Source organism: Streptomyces sp. AHU1, assembly GCF_045343905.1.
In the GTDB taxonomy this organism is placed as follows: Bacteria; Actinomycetota; Actinomycetes; order Streptomycetales; family Streptomycetaceae; genus Streptomyces; species Streptomyces triticiradicis.
Genome location: NZ_CP174284.1, coordinates 424,475 through 445,686, shown reverse-complemented (window position 1 = coordinate 445,686; position 21,212 = coordinate 424,475). Strand labels below are relative to the sequence as shown.

Here is a 21,212-nt window from a genome sequence, read left to right as displayed (position 1 = left end):
ATTTCTGAAAGAGGCGATACGGCGTGGATGAAATTGGTGAAAAGCTTGTAAAAGCTATGGAGCAGCTTGAATCAACCCAAAAAGCTGTTCAGCGGGCGGAGAAAGAGTTGAAGACCTCGTCGGTCACCATCAGGTCCAAGGACCTGGCCGTCGAGGTCACCGTAGGGGCGCAGGGCGATCTGACCGGGCTGCGCTTCCTTGGAGACAAGTATCGGTCTATGTCAGGCTCGCAACTGTCGTCCTCCATTCTCGACGCCGCGCTTGAGGGCCGCCAGATAATGGCACGTAAGGTCGTTTCCACGTTCTCCGAGATTGCTGAGAGTGAGCGGACCTTGGAGGAGTTTGGGTTGATGGATTTTCAGTGGGAGAGGGTTTTCGGTCCGGAGGTCTTGGAGGGCGGGGAGTCGATGTCTGGGGGGCGTTCGGGCGGTCGTGTTTATCGGGATGAGATTATTGAGGATGGGGAGGGGTGAGTGGGGTGTCGGGTGGTGGTGCGTACGACGCGAATCCTGCGCAGGTTCATGCTGCGTCGCTCGAGGTGGGGTCTCTGTCGAAGGATTTGATCGAGACTTTCGGTAATCTGCTTGATGGGATTCATTCTCTGGGTGCGTGGTACGGGGAGGATCCGCATGATTCATACGCGCAGAAATTGAAGGAGAGGACGGGCAAGGAGAACAAGTCGCTGATCGAGACGGCGTCGGCTATCGGGAAGGCTTTTGAGCTGACGGTAGACGGTACGATCGCGAGTGTGAAGAATATTCTTGGGACGCAGTCGGGCATTGTGGATGCGATCCACGAGTCGGGTTCCGGGCGTCACTAAATGTACGATCTTCATTTTACCGACGAGCAGATTGGGGTTTTTGTTCTCCTGATTGGTGAGCGCCCGCCTAGCGCCGATGTGGTGAAGGCTTTGCTGAGCGGGCAGGGTTTGCTGGGTCATGCAGATAATGTTGACAAGCTGGTCGACCATTTGGAGAAATCCGTCCGGTCGGCGGGTGGGGCGTTGCCGGGGTCGGCGGGGCGTGCGTATGTGTCGATCGTGGGGGAGCTGACCTCGGGCGACGGCGGGGGTTATCTCCGGGCCCACGGGAAGAATGCCCGGGATGTGGGCCGGGGCCGGATCGAGACGGCCAAGAATATTTATGAGACGAAGTGCCAGCTGTTGGCGGAGCTGGTTCGTTTCATGGTTGAGCTGATGATCGCCACAGTGTTGTCGGTTTTCAGCGGGGGTGCAGGTTCGGCGCGTTTGTTGTTGGCGCAGGCGCGTGCGCGGGCGGCGATGCTGGCGTATTTGGATCTGCTGATGAAGCGGACACATGCGATGCCGACGATCTCCGAGGCGATCGAGGAGATGGTTCAGGATCTTTTGGTGCGGCTTGCGTTGACGAAGCATGCGCCGAAGGTGTTGCGTCCGTCGGGGGTGGACTGGAAGTCGATCGGGATTTCTGGTCTTGCGGGTGGTCTGACGGGTTTCTTCCATGGTCCGTTGCACGGGCTGCTGCCGGGGGTGGGGAAGGGGCTGGGGAAGGGTTTCGGTCCGTTGTCGGGCCGGGGGCCGGGTGGCGGGGTGCCGAACCCGGTGCGGAATCTGCCGGGCACGGGTGCGGCGGGTGTAGGTCGGGGTGTGGGCTCCGGTGTGGGTGCGGGGGCGGCCGGCAAGGGCCTGGGCAAGAGTTCCACGGGTGGTTCGGGGGTGGGGGGTTCCGCGGGGTGGGGTCCGCGGAATCAGGTGGCGCAGGATCTTGCGGGTGTGCGTGCGGTGGGCGGGCTGGCGAACTCGGCTGCTGCGGAGGGCACGGCGGAGGGCCTGGGCTCGGGCTTTGCGAATCTGGCGACGGGCAGTGCGTTCGGCGACGGTTTTGGGATGACCGTGGGCGGGGCGGCACTGAGCAGCCTGTCCGAACGGGGCGCCATCGGTGGTGTGACACAGGGTGCTGCGCTGGTGAGGGAGCTGCATTCGCCCCAGAGCCTCGGCACCGGCCAGCCCACCACTGGCACCAGCAACGGCACCGGCACCGGCACCGGGACCGGCGCGGGAACCGGTGCGGGTGTGGGGAGCTCGGGCCGGGCCGGGGGCGGGCAGGGTTTGTCGGGGGTGGGGTCGTCCGCGGGTGCCGGCGTAGGGACGGCCGCTACTGGGGGTGGCGGGCGTTCGGGCGGGCCGCAGGACGGTGTGCAGGTGCCGGACACCACGGTCCACGGCCCCCACGGCCAGGACCTGGACCTGGATGTGCCGTCGGTGGCGCACGGTCAGGGCCTGCCCGGTGTTCCTGGTGTGCCGGGTGTCGCGGGGCCGTCCACCCAGACGAGCGGGGTGCCGGACAGCGTTCACGGGTCGGGGGCATCGGCGACGGCGCAGCCCGCTACGGGTGGGTCGGGTGGGGGCCTGTCTCGGGCGGCGGAGTCGGTGCTGTCACCGAACTCCCCGGCCGCTGCCGGGGGTCCGGGCAACGGCGCTGCGGCTGCGAACTCGCCGGGTTCGGCCGCTGCCGGTCCTGCGAGCACTCTGGGTGCGGGTGCGGGTGCGGGTGCGGGTGTGCAGGCGGGTGGTCCGGGCCGGGTGGCCACGACCAGTGCTGCCACTTCGATGGGAGCTTCACCCACAGCGACCGGGGGTGCTGCGGCTGCGGGGACACCCCTGCCCGGAACTGCCGGAGCGCAAGCCCCCACAACGACCCCGGCCGGCGCGGACCTGCAGCGCGGGCAGACGACAGCCGACGCCGTGGACATGTCGGAGTCCGGGCCCGCGCAGCCTGTGAGTACGGTCTCCTCCACGGCTCCCGGCACAAACGGGTCTCACGACCAGACCACCGACACCGACGCTGACAGTGACAGTGATTCGGAGTGGGAGCGGGACTCGCTGTTCGGGTCCGAGACCGATGACGACTCCGGCGACGGCTACTACAGCGACGGCGACGATGAGTTCACCGGCCCGGTCATCGCCACCATCGCAGACGCCGCCGGTTCGCCCGCCGCGCAGCAGGCCAAACCCGACACGGACACGAGCAGGCCCGCACCCAGCGACAACGACCCCACACCCGCGGCCGACCCCGCGGTCGAGGAGGCATTGAACGCCTATGTCACCGCCCGTGGTGACTTGGTCCGTGCCCTGGAGGCAGAACAGGCGATCGCCCAGGAATCCATGGACCAGGCCGGCCCCTCCGCAGGCGACCCGCTCGCCGACGCCCGCGCCCGCCGGATCACCGCACAGCAGTCACTCACCGCGGCGCAGCGCGACCTCGACCGCCTCGGCGTCACCCTCCCCGCCCCCGCCCCTGCCGACGGCCGCCTCCCCGGCGGAGCACCAGCGTTCCCGCTTCCCACCGAGAGCTCGTCCTCAGCAGCCTTCGATCCGGTTTCTACCAGCAGCACGGGCGTACCCGACGTTGACCCGGGCTCCGCTGGCGATATACGCGGAGCCCAGAGGGAGACTGAATCTGGCTCCGACCTTCCCAGTGTGGTGCCTTCGACGACCTTTGCGTCCGTCAGGCCGACGACACAGCAGACGGACGAGACTGGGAACACGCTTCAGGATGTCTCGGGCGAATCTGTCGACGCCTGGAGTGGTCTGGACGGCTCCGGGACGCCAGGTCCCGTGCCTTCTGACGGTGCGCCAGCCTCCGCCTGGGTAGAGGCGGGACTTACCGCACGAGGCCTCGGGGCTCTGACCGTGGTCGATTTCACGTCGCCCAGCCCTGGTACCTCGGATGAACTGCGGTCGTATCGGGCTGTTGCACGGCCCGAGGGTATTGCTTGGCTTGATGAGCAGGGACAGCCGATTGAGGCGGGACTGCCGGACGACGCTCAAGTGGCGGAGATCCGGGAGTTCGGCGCTTATCAAGTGCTACCAGCGGCGGCTGCGACCCGTCCCGTGGCTGGAGTGCCCGACGACGGAGACGGCCTGTTTCACAGCGTCAACATCCTGTCCGGACATGCACCGTTGCCCGCGCACGCTCTGTGGCTACGGACCCACGTCGCTGAGTGGATGCACGAAAATGCAGATCTCGTCCGGGAGCATTTCGAGGGCCTCGCGGACTACTCAGCCCTGCACCGGACCGTCGCGACGAGCCGGGCCTGGACGAATGATCCGACCGCTGTCTTCGATGAGGGGGACGCCCTCCCCCTGCTGATCGCGAGCGCGTTGAATGTCCGGTTGGTCATCCGTATCGGCGGCAACGAGGTCACAGTCGAGCCCCTGTCCGGAGACGAGGCAACCCGCCGCACACTGCACCTGGACCTGTCCGACAACACCTACACCCCTGCCCGTCAGCCTGAGACCGATGTCGCGCCTTTGAACACCGCGACGACGACTGACCTGGATACCGGAACACCAGGTGGCCGTGGCCCGACCGTCCCTGAGCACGCCGCTGGTGCTGAGGGCCAGGGCATTGTCGTTGCGCCGGCGGGTGCGGAGATGTCCGTGAGCCCGGACGGTGTGGCGGGCCTGGAAGTGTTCGCGTTCGCGCAGGGCGCGACGCGGCTTGGGAACGATTCGGAGCAGGTTAAGGCGATCGCCACGTTGGCGAGGCATATTTGGAACCTGGCAGTGAGCCACGCCGAGCGTGAACTGCCGCCGCCGGTGGTGACGATCACCGCGGGTGGCAACGAGACGATGTGGTCGGCCAACTACAAGCATCCGCAGACCGTAGGAATGCGCCGCGCTCGAGCGATCGAGGCGCTGCTGACTGCGCAGTTGAAGACACTAAGCGCGCAGAACAAGAACGCGTCGAACGCTCCTGTGCAATTCAGGGTGGTCTCCGCAGGGTTCGACATGCACACACATCTTCCGGAGGGGCAGTCGGGCTCGGACCCGGAACGGCGGCGTCGCGCCGTGGTGACCATCGCAACCACCACCACTTCGGACGAGGCCTGGCATCAAGGTGTCCTGTACAAGCGTGTGCCTGGCGATGCCACGGACACGGGCAACCGAGAGAACGTCACGCCTCTGAGGCCAGTCACCTTGCCGTCCGAGTCTGCGGACGGGCCAGTTACCGATCCCGTCGATGAGGTCGTCACCGCGACGGACGGTGGTGTGAGGCGAAGCGTTGTTGTGGTGCCGGCGGGTGGGGTGGTGCCTGCGCGTCCGGATGGTGTGGCGGCTGTGGAGGTGTTTGCTTTTGGTCAGAAGTCGACGAGTTTGCGGCGTGACCCGGAGCAGGAGCAGGCGGTCAAGGACCTGGCGCGTTATGTGAGGCAGGTGGCGGCGGTCAATGCCGCGCGTGGTCTGCCGATGCCGGTGGTGACGATCACTGCTGGTGGCAACGAGACGATGTGGTCGGCTGGTGACGAGCGTCCGCGTTCGATCGGGATGCTGCGGGCTCGTGAGATCGAGCGACTGCTGCTGCCGGCCCTGAACGGGTCCCAGGCGAAGGTGACCGTCAACCTGGTATCCCGGGCGGCGTCGATGGAGACGGTGCTGCCGAAGGGGCAGTCGGGCACTTTGCAGGATCGGCGGCGTCGGGCCGTGGTGGAGGTGAAGACCGAAACCGGTGATAAGAACAAGCCGGTGTGGCACGACGGCCGTCTGTACGAGGTCTCCCAGGACGGTCAGAGCCGTCCCCGCACGCTCGGCGACACCCCCGCCACCGACACAACCAACCACCAAACAGATCTCGGCGAGACACCTTCGGGCCAGACTGAATTCGAGGATCTGCGGTCCCAGGGCGAAACTTCGCCAACGCGGTCGGCGACACCGACCGGTTGGGACACCGGCGCAACAGCAGACGCCGTCGGCTCGAACACGCCACAGAACGGCTCAATGGTCGTCGCGGAAGATATGGCTCAACCGACGATTTCCTCGGCCCTTGCTGCACTCCCGGCAGCTGACCGGCCACTCGTGATGGACCTATTGCAGCGGCGCAGGACACTCGAATCCGACCTGTACAAGGCACTCGAGAAAGAACAGCTGCACCTTGAGAAGACTGCTGGTCAGAACCACATCCCGGGACCGTCGGCTGTGCCTCTGTCCAGCGAAGCGGTCAGCGAGCGCCGCAGAGCTGAGCAGGCGCTGGACACCCTCGACAGTGAACTGACTGCACTCCTTGCCGGGCACAACGTGACTATCGAGTCCTTGCTGTTCCCGGCTGACAGCAGGAACGAATCGACCACAGACCTGCCTGATCCTGACGCGCGCCCGGATGGCAGCCAGGTAGACAGCAGCGTCATTCCGCGGCCTGTTGCTTTGCCGTCACAGGTTGTGGAACTGCCGGTTGATGATCGGACGGAGGCTGCTGAAGCAGATTCTGGTGCTGAGGCGGGGCGGAGCGTTGTCGACGTCCAGACCGGCGAAGGACCGCTTGCCCAGTCAGACGCTGTGGGGGATGGGGAGGCAGCTGACGTTGATGTACCGGCCACAGCGGTCAGCCTGGAAGTCGCACCTGAGGGTGCCGCAGGCGCGGCGGCCCACGACATCCGTGCCACCCTCAGCTCATTGCCCAAAAATGTCGCACTGCACGTGGAGCGTCTGCAGCAGCGCAGGATCAAGCTCTTGCGCACCGCGCGCGAGGTCTACGCCGAGATGGGCAAGCTGCGGGAGCAGGCGCAGGTCCCTGGTGCAATCAGCTCGTATCTGGAGTCCGAGCTCAGGTATTTGTCCGGTTTGAGAACTGATGTTCTGAAAGACATCGATAACGCCGAGGAGGAGATCAGCTCGGTTCTCGGCCCGTACGGCGACCTCGGCACGGCCGCGCTGCTGTCTCTTGACGATGCGCTGCACATCACAGCAGACAGGCGCGTAGAGACTGTTTCACCATCTGGTGTCGATGTGGTGCCGGCGGGTGGGGTGGTGCCTGCGCGTCCGGATGGTGTGGCGGCTGTGAAGGTGTTTGCTTTTGGTCAGAAGTCGACGAGTTTGCGGCGTGACCCGGAGCAGGAGCAGGCGGTCAAGGACCTGGCGCGTTATGTGAGGCAGGTGGCGGCGGTCAATGCCGCGCGTGGTCTGCCGATGCCGGTGGTGACGATCACTGCTGGTGGCAACGAGACGATGTGGTCGGCTGGTGACGAGCGTCCGCGTTCGATCGGGATGCTGCGGGCTCGTGAGATCGAGCGACTGCTGCTGCCGGCCCTGAACGGGTCCCAGGCGAAGGTGACCGTCAACCTGGTATCCCGGGCGGCGTCGATGGAGACGGTGCTGCCGAAGGGGCAGTCGGGCACCTTGCAGGATCGGCGGCGTCGGGCCGTGGTGGAGGTGAAGACCGAAACCGGTGATAAGAACAAGCCGGTGTGGCACGACGGCCGTCTGTACGAGGTCTCCCAGGACGGTCAGAACCGTCCCCGCACGCTCGGCGACACGACCAACCAAACAGACCTCGGCGAGAACTCGCTCGAGGACAACCGCCACCAGGCTGACCTGGGCACGTCACCTGCCCAGGAACAAGGCACATCACCAACAACGTCCGAACTCCCCATGGACGCAGCCTCGGCTCCGGCATCCGATCCAGCGGCCACAGCGAGGAATGCAACGAACCCAGCCGATCCAGGCGTTCCGCTGATTCTTCAGGACCTGCCCACGAACGACCGCCAGTTGGTGATGAATCTCCTGCTGGACAGGAAGGTGGCCCAGCGCAGCTACGAAGACGCACTTTCCCTCCGTCAGAATGCAGGAGCACCAGCCAATCAGACGGGTCAGAAGGTTGCGGAGGCCCGGGACCTGTTGCTGGACATCGACGGCAAGATCAAGTCTGCTCTGGACGAACATGGCTTGGATCTCGACTCCGTCCTGGTGTCCCTGACCGACAGCGATGTGGCACTGAGCCTCGCCACGGATAACGCTGCGCCGCTGCTCCGCCCCTCCTTGGGCCAGGAGCGCACCCCAGTTCGTCCGGAAACGCCCACCATCCCCAACGCGGGCACAGTCTCCCTTGACACCACGTCGAACGAAACGTTGAACCCCTGGCCGACGTGGGACCCGCTGATGGTCCCGCCGGCTCTGGAGGGCCTGCCCGAGGAAGTGGTCTCGGATGTGATGCGTCTTCTGGGGATGCGGCGTGTGCGTGCCTACGTGTATGAGGACGCTCTGGCACGGCAGCGGCGTCTGTCGGCGGATGGTGGTGTCGATGAAGCCCGCGACGCTCTGCACGCCGTGGATGAGGCACTCAATAGCGTCATTAGTGGATACAACATTGATCTCAACCTCCTTTTGGGCTCCCTCAGGGAAGAGAGGGATGAGGAGGATGCCGACATTTACATGCCGGCAAATGGCGGTGGTTTGAGTGAAGCTGTCGATCTAGCGGCTGACCCATCCTGGTTGGATCAGGGCTCCACCGTGCCGCCGCCCAGCACGCTCGCCAATCAGGGCACTCTCCCAGGCCCCCAGGCTGCTGATGCCGACGATGTTCTTCAGACGACGGACATCTCTCCGCGTGACGCGCGGACCGGTCTGACTGAGACGCAGGCCGTAATCGCTTCGGGCGTGCTGCGCTGGCATCTGATCATCGGCACGGACGCCCAGGCCGAAGCTGAGCGAGCAGCCAGGAACGCCTATCTTGTGCGAATCAACGCCGCGCTGGCAGCTGGAGATGTGCTGACGGCGGAGAACATCGCCCGTGAGGCCGAAAGGGAATGGAATCTCGCTCCCGACCGCAGGGTCGGGGGCGCTGCTGCCGTGGGCCCAGAGGACAGTGATGCCGCCGAACTGACGGCCCTCGCGCCACAGCCACTGGCCAGCGGTTCTTCTAGCTCCATTGCGCCGTCGCCACCCGGTCCTGTAGCGGACCGTACGCCGTCGGTAGTCGAGGACAACCCACAGCCGGCTTCGCCGACGGACGCCACTGACTTCCCGGACGGATCCGGTGTGCAGTTGGCTTCCACCACAGACGCCGCGCAGGCTGATGCGGTCGTCGAAGTCGCGTCGGCGACCGACGTTTCTGGCGCGGTCGCCACGGTGGTCGACGCCGACGGAAATGTGATGGGCAACCCGGTTGCTACCAAGCCATCCACCGGAACCGTCGATGCTGTCGCCGATGGGCAGCACGATCACGTGGCAGACGTTTCGCAGGGGATACAGGTGCAGGAGGTATCTGCCCCGGACGCGAACCAGACCGCACGTGACGGGGCCGATCAGTCTGCAGTACCGTCTCCCACGCCTCCAGTCGCTCCGACAAGGCTTGTCGTCGAATCAGGGCCGGTCGTGCCGACCACACCGGTCCCCCTCGCGACCGGTACTACATCGGCTGATGCGGAACCGGACCCGGCCTCGCAGCGCGAGGTCCCCACTGACGCGCTGGTGGGCCTGGACGTCCCGCAGGCCTCTCGAGACGACCTCACTCCCGAGATCCTGAACCAGGACATCGAAGCGATCGAGGAGGCTGGGGACCGGTCCTCTGTCCGCGCCGTCAGTGAAACTCCCGAAGCCACTGACATTGCCACGGACGTTCAGAACGTGGTGGACGCTGGGGTTCAGACCGCAGGTACACAGATGGAACAAGGTGTCCGAGGGCAGCAGGGGCCTGACCCTCAGGCTGAGGATCCGTCGACGAATGACGACGTCGCTCGGGAGCGTGCTGCGAGCCAGTTGCGGGCCGCACTTGCCGCGATGGACGCCGACGATGCTGAATCCATTTTCGCACCGCCGCGTGGTCGCGCTCCGATGACGGTCGAGCTGCCCAACAGTGAGCTTATCGATACGATTCGCCAACAGGTCGGAATTCTTGTACCAGAATCAGTTGGCGATCTGCGGGAGTTGATCAGAGAAGACCTGATTACCGAGCGGTGGTCCACTGTGGTGGAGACGGGCGTCATGCTGTATCTCCGCCCCGATGTTGCCGTTCATATTAGTGCCCAGATGGGTGAATGGGAGCAGCTGACCGGTCCGCAGGGTAATGCGGTGACGGATCTCAGTGACCTCGGTGAGGAATATAGGAAGTTTCTTACCAAGCCGGAGCCTCGTGTCCAGGAGTTTTTGGAGACAGCGTATCCGATTTCCAGCAGCAGCAGCAGCGACCGGGGAGGTCGACTTGCTTACGTTGTTGCTGCTCTCGGTGTATTGCAGGCTGTGGCCCCGAGCAGTATTGTCAAAAATATTGGCGGCTCATTTAAGGAGACGTTTGCCAGCGTCACACACACAAGGGGGAGTGCCGCCAGTCTGACTGTGAATGAGATGCACCATGCCAAGAATTCCTCCTACCGGGCTGCAGCTTTCCAGACGGATGTAGTGCTGCACATTGTTGTTCAGCGCCCGAACGCCAGGCCTGACATCTGGAATGGTCTCGTGAAAAATGGTGTGGTGGTTCGCTACGCCAGGGAGGAGCTCCGTCGTCGGCGGGCACCCGCGGGTGTCACAAGCGCCACGGCCCGTACTTGGGACCCGAGCGGTGCTGAGGAGCCCAGCAACAACCGCCTTCTGGGACTGCTGCAGCCGGTAAAATCGATGCATCAGTTCGGGCGTTCGTTGGGTCTTCCCGGTTCGCATGTCGGCTACACCAATTTGCCCATGAGACCCGGGGCAGATGTGAAGCCGATGGGGTCTCCGCAAAATTTGCCCCAGCAGGCATGGCCCCATTCTATCTCGAACGTTAGAGACGTTCAGAACGCAGCCTTCCGCGTCACCGGTCAGTTTGATGTTTTCGATCCAGCTCACCAGGTGCTGCGAGAATTTACGGAGCCCGATTCATTGCTTTCGAATCTGAGAGCTATGGCGATGGGTGAGCTCTGGTCACCTCCTCTTCCTCTTCCTGGCGCAAACGGTAAATTCGAGGCCGTGTCGTTGAGGTTGACGCTGAGCAACCCCAGAGCGGAAGGGATTGACTATCAGACGCTTCCCGATACGGCCGACACCACCGTTCTAGGCACTGGCCTGAATTCCTATCATGGGGACGGCTACGGCCTCGTTGATGTTGATGTCAACAATAAACTCGAGTATCGCATATGGGATTATTCGCCGCAGGTGCCTGTCGGCTATAGCGCCCACGTGGGTTACAGTCTGCAGAGCGAACAACTCAACGCGGTGGAACAGCGCAAGACCAAGTTCGCCAACCCGGTCTTCCAGCCGACGACAAAGGTCTCTTACACGGGGCAAATCCTTGTCACCAGTCACCGCACAGGGCTCCAGCAGGCAGTTCCCGTCAATGTGGTACTGCGCATTTTTGCGTACGAGGCTGAGGCGCTCGGACTGCTTCCGCGGCCCGCTTCTTCAATAACGCCGAAGCGACCCACGGAGCTGGTCGGCCAAGAAACAGTCAATGCCCTGGAAAGCGAGTCGAGCGACTCCCCGGGCGACTTCCGGGTGATCCAGTCTGCGCCGGGCGCCACTACGACAGGCCTCGTCGTCGACGGGGAACATGTAGAGCTCCCCCCGGCGGTGATCGCACGTCGGGCGCCTGGTCGGCACCTTGAGCTTCCAGACTTCTTCGCCACCTGGATGCCGCCGTTCAGCCGTGTGGTGGGACTGCGCGACCTCGAGGCTGCCCACGCGGTTCTTGCCCAGGCTGTCGACTTGGTGCGGCTACACCATCCGGACCTTCTTCCCGCGGAAAGGGCGGCTGCCTCGACAGTCAGTGAGGACCAGTTCGCCAACCTTCGATCACTCGAACTCGCTCTCGGCGCCGGCCACCTGGCAGGAACGCTTCCCGAAATGGTGGGAAGGAAGCTTCATGTCGTTCTGAAGCTGGGCAATACGAGCGCCCTTGTCACCATATCGGCCAGCCTGAACAGAGACTTCACCCACGTCCGGGCCCTGGAGGGCAAGGCAGAGGTCTACTCCGGGGAATTCTCCAGCCCCTCCTCCGTCGCTCAAAGCCGAGGCGCCTCTGGCTCGGTCGGAGTCCGCGTTCCCCTCCCTGGCAACTTCTCGTTCAGCCCCAAGATTTTCAACGTCCAAAGTTTCGGATCCACAGCCAACCCAGGGCTGGCAACCGGTTGGGGAACCGACACCAGCGCGGGCCTTGGCGCCGGCGGCGGATCCGGCGCCGGCGCGGAGAACCTTTCCCTGCTCGACGGCTCGGCCACACTCGTCATCACTGTGGAGCGCAAGCGATCCACCGCCTACGGCTTCCGGCAAGTTCGTGAACAGGCCTCGACGAAACCGCTCGACCTGCCGATCACCCTGCTGGTCCCGGAGGATCTTCTGCAGGAGAGGGATCCCGTCACTGGCGCACTCCACCCCACGACGGACTTCGGGACCCGGCACGACTCCCGGTCGGGTCAGTCGACCAGGGTCTACAGTCCCTTCACCCGACGTCCTCTCGACCTGAGGGAGGGCGAGCGCTTCTCCCACGACACCCTCGTCCTCCTCGATCCGGCGCCGCTGATGGAGGCCGCCAGGCAAGCGCTGGGCGATGTAGGTGTCACGTCTTTGTCGCCCCACGACCTCTCCAGTCTTCGTCATGCACTCGTGGGGCTTACTCACCATGCGCGTGACTACGTCGACACCGAGCCAGGCGGAACGGCCACCTACCCTTTCTTCACTCGCCGTCTTCCCACGGACACGTTCGGCCGGACGATCTGGGTCGAACTCAGGGCTGGCATCAGGTTCGGCCGCCGCCTCGACCACAGGGGCCCGGTCAGCCAGGGCTATCACTACGACCACGCCTCAACCAACGCTGCGCTGTCCACCACCAAGCGCATTCCGCGCCTGGCCACGAGCATTGCAGGCAACGTGGGCCTCAATCTCACGCTCGAAAAAAAACCCGCAGGTTACAAGGAGACAGCTGCCGAAAAGGGTCACGTCCACAAGAACGGCAGCGTGCTCCCTGGACTGCGCTGGGCCCACAACCCCGGCCAGTCCACGACGAAGGAGACTGGCGCCCGTGTCGATGCGGTGGACATCCACATCGGTCGTCAGAACTGGTACGAAGGACAAGGAACGGCCACCATTACGGCAGTGATCCTTGCCCAGGATTCACTGCACCCCTTCCACTCACTCCGTGGAATCCAACAATCCCCACGCGCAACTTCAGTCGACACCAAGCTGCTCGTCGCGATGCCTCAAAGCGCAGCCTCCGAACTGGAGAACCCGCTTACGAAGCCCGCCGTCAGACCAGCCGAGTCTTCTCAGCTGCAGCCTCCGGTAGCACCACTGAACGGCAGCGGCATCGACCACGGGCTTGTGCTTCAGGTCCCAGACCTCAGATCTTTCGTCGACGGCACCGTCGAGACGCTGCGCCCGCACTTGGCTGCCGAGCATCTCATGGCAGTCCGCCAACAGTTGTGGAAGATTGCGACCACCAGGACGACACGCGCCCTGCTCGAAGAACTCATCCACGGCATGACCGTGCACATTCCTTACCGGAACCTCACGGGGACCGTAGAGGTAGAGGTTGACCTTCAAGCGCGCCTGAGCGCACCGACTGACCTGGGACCAGCACCCGACCTCCATGTCATCGAGCGTAAAAACACGGCCTACGCCGTTGCTGGCGAAAGCATCTCGGATGCGGTGGACCGACAGTTCTCCTTCGGACTGACTTACGCGCACAACAACCTTGACCGCTTCGACGAGCGTCAGGCCGCTGCAGGAAACATCACATACACCGGCAAAAAGAGCCAGGCCAGGGGAATAGGCAACCAAAGAACGAACCAGAAAACAAAAGGCCTGCTGGAGATCGAATACCTCCGGCAATTCGCCTTCGATATTGAGCTCACGGCCAAGGCGCGGGTGAACTGGGCTCTGTCCGCTTCATTCGGCGGCCTGCCCATCCTGGGCAGCTGGATCGGACGCCAAGGCAAACCGATCACCATGCCCAGCCAGCGCTTCACCCAAGGTGTCGTCCTCGCCTATCCAGCACCGCTCGTCCGGTCGAAAACCGTTTCGCCTAGCCCCGCTCCGGTCGTGACCAAGCGTCCTGCCTACGCTGCAGCGCTTTACCAGGGCATACCGCTCACCTCCGACCATCTGAGGGAGGCGTACGTCGGGGCGATAGCCGGGATATCGGAAATGCGCGGTCATATCGACAAGCTCGTCACTGATGCCGCGCACAGTTATGACAGGTCGATTTCCGGGGCCTCCTTCTTCAGAAGTATGGCGGCTGTCAGAAAAACCATCGACACCATTATGAGCCCCACCTACCTAAGGGAGGCACTCCTTGACCTTGTGGAAAATGGCCTCAAGGTCCCTCTGACTCTGCCGGGTTCTGTTTATGATGTTCCCGCTACGCTCCATATCAGTGTTCAGTTCAGCGGAATTGTGGCCGACCGCAGGCCTGACGGGAGTCGCGTTGAACTCGGTCCGGGGCCCGACAATCCCATCGGAAGTCTCATAAAGGATTTCGGGAGCACCAAATTCTCGGCATCCGCCTTCCAGAGCTCAGCGGTTAACCACAAGATTGAGCTGACTCTCCGCCAGGAGACGCAGCCGACCAACCATGTCCCTGAGGGCTATGTCGAGGATCCGCCCCCAGGCGACGAACTGAAGTTCCGGCCCCTGGCGCCCCAGCACGTGACTCCCGCCGTAATCGGAGAACTAGCAGTCAAGACAGCCACCAGCATCAGCCCCGGTGCAGTGGGGGCGCTCCGGGAAACTGGCGACAAGACCAACAAGCGCACCGTCGTCCGCACCACAGTGCCCCAAATACTGTGGCGCTTCGAATTGCGTCACAGCCACCCATTGTTGTCGGAACCCGTGATCGAGTGTCTCGTCGAGGGCGATGCGGCGACCATTTACCTGGTTAAAGAACAGGTCGACGCCATCGAGGCACTGCGACCTGTCGCGCCCGAGGCCCCGGAAGCAGTCGTCATCGACCCACCCCAGGCCACAGAGGGCGCAGCCGACTCTGGCGTTGACCCCAGTGCTCCGAGAGGCACCGAGAGCCACCCACTCCAGGACCTCCACGTCACAGACGAAGCCATCATCCCCGATCCTGCCCCCGTCTCTGAGGAGGGTGATACCGCATCCAGCCGCACCCAGCCAGCCATACCCGCCCGCGGCGACGAGGCGACACAGTCCCTGCCAGAGGCAGAAGCCACCCCGGCCCCGAGCCTGCCCCGGACAGACATCCCTTCGGAGGTTGAGGCCTCCGTCCCGGACCCGGTGCGCTCCCTGCACGAAACTGCCACATCACCCGCCGCCGTCACCGGTGCCGAATCCTCGCCCGAAGTACCTTCCGACAACGACGTCCCGACGGCGCTCCCGGAATTGCACGATTCCCTCCTCGGCCAGGACCCGGCCCCCCAGCCGAGCTCCGGTAAAACCGCCCCGCTCTCCGCAGCTGACATGGCGTTCAGGACACTCTCCGGCAGGGTCCGAACCGTCCCGGGGGCCGACCCGAAGCGCCCGCACGAACTCCTCTTGACCCCCTCGTGGATCAAGGACAAATTCTCGGACGTCGCCATGAAGGAACGCCGGGAGACCCGCAAACTCGTCGTGAACGGCCGCAACTTCAGTGTGCTTGAGGTCGAAGGAGACGGTGACTGCTTTTTCACCTCTCTGATTGCCTCCGCTGCGTGGCAGTTGCCCGACGACGCCTTGGGCAGGATGACCGTTGCGGATGTCCGTCAAAGAGTCCATGACTGGTTCGTGGGCCCCCTCGGCGCGGACATGCGCGCCGCCGTCGACGGTGGCGCAAATCCCACGCGCCGGCCTGCCGACGTACTGCTGAGTGACATCCCGACACCAACGCTGCGTGATCTCCTCAACCTTGCCGGGTACCCGCCGCTGACGGCGCAGCAGCAGGATCTGATCGACGCGGAAATCAGCAAGAGCGAGTACCGCAAGCACCTTCGGGCACTCCTGCCCCAGGCGGACCACGGGATCATCGGCGACCTGCCGTCCGCAGCGGTACGCGAGCTTCTGCCCGACTTCCGGCCCGACCTGGCAGCGGACCCAACGCTCGCTGATGGATTGGCTGCTGCTCAGCATCGACGCAATCTGCTGGACCTGACAGCCGAACGACTGGCTGGAGACGAGGGTGATGCCCTCTGGGAAGAGGTGATGAGGCGGTATCCCAGTCTGCGCGGAGTTGCTCTGGATCGTCGGTCGTTCAACGCGATGCGCGTCAGCGAGATCGTCGCCATGACCATTCTCGACAAGCGTCTTTGGACCACACCGTTCTTCGATCCGGTGACACAGGCTGCTGGCCCGGCTCTGGGCGAGATTCTCGGTGCCACTCAGAACAACGGCACGGATGCCCGCGAGACCTTCGTGCACAACCTCGGTACGGGAACGGAAGAGCCCTCCCTCTATATCCACTACAACGGGTACAACCACTACTCGGCGATGGCTGCACCCGATGAGCCGAGGCTGAACACGATCACCCGGCCTCGACACCGGCGAGGAACTACCGATCCGGCGACCTTCCGTACAGTCCCAGAGCCCGATGTGACCGAGGTCCTCCAGGACAACGGATCTGCCTCGCCCCTGGCCGACCTCATCCGCCACCACGATGCGAGTGAAGATCTCATTGCGCGCCTGGGCGGTCTTTCGGATGCGGCATCGCAATTCCTGAACGCCGCAGCCGCGGCCGCATGGGGACGCAAGGGCTCGTCCGTCCCGGCCGGGGCCTCCAGTCTCGTCGCCGACCCTGCGGAAGGAAGCCAGGAGACGACATCGGACGGGCCTGACCTGGAGGCCGCGGCATCCGGACAGGCGTCCCGGTCAACCACCCCCAGAGTGGACGTGGCCGCGTCGACGCCGGGCGAGGGATCTGCGAGTGCTTCTTCGCCGTCGCCAGACCCGGGCGCCGTAGACCCGGCTGGAACCCCATCGCTATCCCCGTCGGGCGTTTTCCTGGCGACGCCGAGCAGCCGGCTGTGGTTGTTGCCGGTGAAGGTGGTAGAGCCGATGCTCGACAGGGCCGTGGCGGAAGCGAGCCCCTCGACGTTCTCGGGGCACACGGAAAACAGGTTGGTAGAAGGGGAGGCTGGTGCGTCAAACGATTCCGATGCGGTGAGATCGGCGGAATCGCCGATGCAGGTTGCGGGCAGGCCGACAGGGCAGACACCTTCGAGCGCAGGCCCTGCGCGCCCGGTGTCGGGCCGGGTGCTGGCCGACGAGGTCCGCGCTGCGGAGGTTCGATGGGGCAAGCACGGCTGGAGTGAGTTCAGCGAAGCCGACCGAATGCGCGCGAAGGATCTCGTCACCGACACGGTGGGGCTGCTGCCGCCGGCCATCGATGAGTTGGGTGCACCGTTGAATCAACTGCCGCGGGAGTGGCAGGCGGTGTATCTGGTCGCTGTGGCCGTCAAGGAGCACGGACCCGAGAGCGAGGAAGCCAGCAACCTTGCGGCGGACTTTGGGCTACAGGCCATGGAGCCTGAGCCGGGAAGGCCATTGCGTTCGCGGGGAAAATTGCAAGGTGGCGGAGCGAAGCGCACCCCCAGGCAGGGTCGTGAGCGTCGGCAAGCCGAGACTCCGCCACCGCCTCGGGTGAGAATTGCCTATTTCCACGACGGTAATCGCATACGTGGTCTCGACCTGACGGGTAATTACCCGATGGGTGAGATGAGACGGATCGCCGAAACCCTCGGTCGCGGGCTGCACAGCTTTGACATGACTGGGCGTGTGGGCGTGCCGAAATACGCTTTGGAGCAGGAACACCTGCTTCCGGAAAACACGCAGGTATTCGCGGCGATAGGGGATGTAGAGGTTCCGGGTAACGTCATTGTCCGGTTTGACAATCGGACGGTGACGTCGTGGTCGCCCGCCAAGGTGGCCGAGCTGATTGCCAGTGATCTCAATTTGCCTTGGGTGCCCGGGGCCCCGATTGTGCTCGTTGTCCCCAACATGGGTGCCGCCATTGTTGAGCTGGCGAACGCAGTTGCCGAAACCGGCCGTGAGGTTATCTACAGCACCGGCGAAATCACCCTTCAACCTTATGAGGCGAATGGCCCTCTTAATTTGGGTATCGAAATCGATCATGTAGAAGATGATATTGAAAATAAGTACTACATTGCGGATTGGTTTAGCGCGGAGCCCGGACGGTACGTTGGGAGCGCGCTTTCTGTCGCAGTAAACGATGACGGACGAGGGCTTGATGGGTCGAAAATCGATCTCCTGCCCATCGCTGCCCCGGATGGCACAATCACTGGATACACTCTATTTTCATTCGATGATCTCAAGCTGCGCACCAGGGCAGAAAAGCTTACGCATCGTGAGTTCACAAATTTTGATCTCGAAACGGAGATGGTGAAGAGTCCTGTACGAGTTCCGTGGCCTAAGGAAGCCGCTGTCATCGAAGGGCATGGACTGCCGGGAGTTATTCTGGATAAATTTGACAACATCCTTTCGGGTGAAGTGCTCGTAAAAGCGTTGGAGAAAAATCCTGCGTGGAGGCAACGCGTATATGAAACACAGGCAATTGTTGTTACGGCCTGTGATGCAGGGCAGGCGGACGAATCCGGCCGTATCTTGGCGCGGGACATAGCTGACCAGTACAAGGAAAGTGGAGTAAATATTCGAGTCTTCGCTGCCACCGCAACGGTGGTGACGAGTAGGCATCTCCTCGGAGGAGGGCGAAATGACGTAGTCGGTGAAGGTGGTTGGGGGGAGTTCAATTCTGATGGCACCCCGCCTTCTTTCACTTATCCCCAGGGTCCCTTGAAGCGCATGGCGAACGCCCGCCGAACCTGGGGGCCTGGTGAGAAAATTACTTTCACGGTTGAGGAAGCAAGAGAAAAGGTAGTCCATCACCTCTTTTATGGCACGCAGGTTGCCGGGCTCTCATACATGAATCTATCGGCCAAAAATTTCTTTGAGCCCCTTCCCGCGTATGAGATCTATCTTCCGGGGGATGCGCCCGGCAAATTCCATCGCATTCCCGCGCGAGTCTCTCCATGGGCCAACGGGACTAACGTATTCGTTTTGGCAGGACGATGGTCGGAAAATCATCCGGGTCAAGTCGAAGTGTACGACAGCGACATGGAGATCTGGTCCGCGATGAACGAGAGGGACGCCGCCCTCATGTTCGCCGATCATGAATATGTTTTCTTCCTTCCTGAAAATACTCGACTAGTGCTTGCCTTCTCGGGAAGTCCTCGGCGCAGTGAAGAAAGCGGAAACGGGGGAGCCGAATTCGTGAATTGGCTGCCGCAGATTCTCGCCACCGCATCAGGGCGCGAGGTATATGCGACAGATGCTGAGGTCTATCTGACTCCGAAGTCCACAAATCAAGCGCATCTCGAATTGATGGTCTGGGTGCCGGAGGAAGAACTTCCCAACCCGATGTGGAAGTTGTACAAGCCGCAGCGCGGTCCGCTACCAATTTCACCCGAAATCGTATCGTCTAACTTCTTCGATGCTCCTTCTGAATTGAGGATCGATTCTAATGAAGCGTTGACGAGGATGTCCGAATCGCTGCCAGCAACCTCTGGGTCGTTTCAGGCGCCGGTGGTCTCTCGGGGGTCTTTGCCGGCGATGTCGAATGAACCGGCCGCGTCCGTGTCCGCTAGGAATCTGGACCTGGCTGAGGAAATGGCCGCGGCCGAGCATGAGTGGAGAGAGCGAGGCTGGGACGAGGCGTGGTTCGGTGAGACATTGCACCAGGCGATGGAGGCGGTTCAGTCTTCTGCCAGACAACGGCTCTCACGGTTGAACGTGGTACCCGGTGCGATGCTGCGTGATCTGCCGCAGGAGTGGCAGGTGGTATATCTGCTTGCTCGACGTATCCGGTCGGATGAGCTGGACGTTGACGCTGTGCGTGTGTTGGCGCGTGAGCTGACGTCGCAGATGTCGTGGGCGTCAGAGCCGGCAACTCAAGTGGAGCCGGGATTGGCGGCTGATCTGGTCGAGACCGGCGCGATAAATCCGTCGACCGGTTCCTTTGTGGATGTACCCGGTGCACAGCGCTTGTGGGCTTCACCGGTTCCGGTGTTGGCGGTTGAGGTTGCGAGGGCAGAGTCGGCGTGGGGCAAGCGGCGTCGGCAAGGTGCGTGGGAAAGCCCGGCAGAAGCGCAAGCGGCCGAGATGGTCGAGAACTATGTCGGGCCTTTGCCGCCGCGGATCGATGAGCATGGTGCGTCGCTGGCACAGCTGGCCCCTGAGTGGCAAGCGGTCTATTTGGTTGCTCAGCGGTTGACGGACGCGGGTGACGTGGCGGCGAGCCAGCTGGCGTGGCATTTTGCGCGGCAGATTCGCCCGGTTACCGCGGATGGTGAGCCGATTCCGAAGGCCGTTGTGAAGGGTGGAGCTCCTGGGCAGGCCCGGCCGGCGCGCGATATTCAGGGACGTGTCCTGTCCCTGAATGATCTGCATCTGTCGTTCTTCCACACTGGTTCGACAGCCGTGGGCATCGACTTCACCGGTGAGCAGCCACGTGGCAGTTGGCAGGCGGTGGCCGAGGGGATCGGGCGGGGTCTGCATCTTTTTGACCCGGCGTGGTCGCCTGTCGCTCTGCCGCTGCTTGATGTGGAGGAAGCAGATCTCTGGCACGGCAAGCAGCCATACCTACTCAAGGTGCTGACGCATCCGACAGTGCGGGACTGTATGGCGGTGCGGCATAGCAGCGGCGAGATTCTTGCGGTTCCTGACGAAGACTTCGCCCGACTGATCGTTAATGATCCGGGTGTGCGGGCACTGGGGCCGGACGGTGCGTTGATCTTTGTGACACCGTACGGTGCCGTGGCGGGTCTGGGGCGTCTAGTGAAGATGGCCGTGCGAAGCGGGCTTGATGTCTGGGGCCACAACCTCCATCCGGCGCTTCGCTCCTATCAGCCCGGCGGCCCCCTGCACCTGGGCAGTGAAATCCCCGACCTGGATTCGTTCCAAGGGAACTGGATCCGGGTCCCTGGATCGATTCGCGATCCGTTCCGCGGGGTCGATGAGACCTATGCATACTCCTACCCGGACCTTGGCCTCATGCCCGTATCGAGCCCTGACGGGACCTTCAACGGCTACAGCACCATGCCGCTAACAGACCTCAACACCAGGGGGTCGGCGGACCACTCAGCACATAGAACATTTACCAACCTGCTCGATGGAACAATTCTGTATCGTCGTTCTGTAGCTGTTCCCTGGTCTCAAGACGCATTCTTTATCTCAGGCCACGGAGCTCCTGGCTTCTTCTACACGCCCGCTGGATCACCGGTCACCGGAGAGCAGCTGGGTGCTGAACTGAACCGTCAGCCGGTGTTGCGTGCGCTGCTGTCCAAAAAGAAGACGATTGTCATGGCATCCTGTGAGACAGCAAAGCCTCTGCCCGGCAGCGGACAGTTGGCCCTACCGCAAGTCTTGGCAAATTGGACTGACTGCGTTGTTTTCGCTCCTGAGGAACTACACTCAACTGCTTTGCGACTCCTGGGAGGTGTGGAGAGCAAAGTCTTGAACTACGGCGGGTGGGCAGAGTTCAGGC

At 63.0% G+C, this 21,212-nt stretch carries 3 protein-coding genes (1 of these 3 cut by a window edge); all 3 read left to right on the top strand.

Features of this window, described 5'->3' with window-relative positions; translation table 11 throughout:
* Positions 1–23: 23 nt before the first annotated feature.
* Tightly spaced (each overlapping or abutting the next), the 3 genes in view from ACICHK_RS42790 to ACICHK_RS42780 form a layout consistent with a single transcriptional unit that may run on beyond the window.
* Positions 24–473, top strand: coding sequence for a YbaB/EbfC family nucleoid-associated protein (locus ACICHK_RS42790; RefSeq protein ID WP_406841733.1), 450 nt, complete (start codon positions 24–26; stop codon positions 471–473).
* Entirely contained in the window at positions 470–820 is a 351-nt protein-coding gene (locus ACICHK_RS42785; protein ID WP_406841731.1) for a hypothetical protein, read from the top strand. Before ACICHK_RS42790 ends, ACICHK_RS42785 begins: the two co-directional genes overlap by 4 nt.
* A protein-coding gene (locus ACICHK_RS42780) for a hypothetical protein (RefSeq protein WP_406841729.1) crosses the window boundary here: on the top strand, positions 821–21,212 show its 5' portion. 12,509 nt of this gene lie beyond the right edge of the window; 20,392 of the gene's 32,901 nt are visible here — the first part of the coding sequence; the start codon lies at positions 821–823; its stop codon lies beyond the right edge, outside the window. It abuts the gene before it with no gap.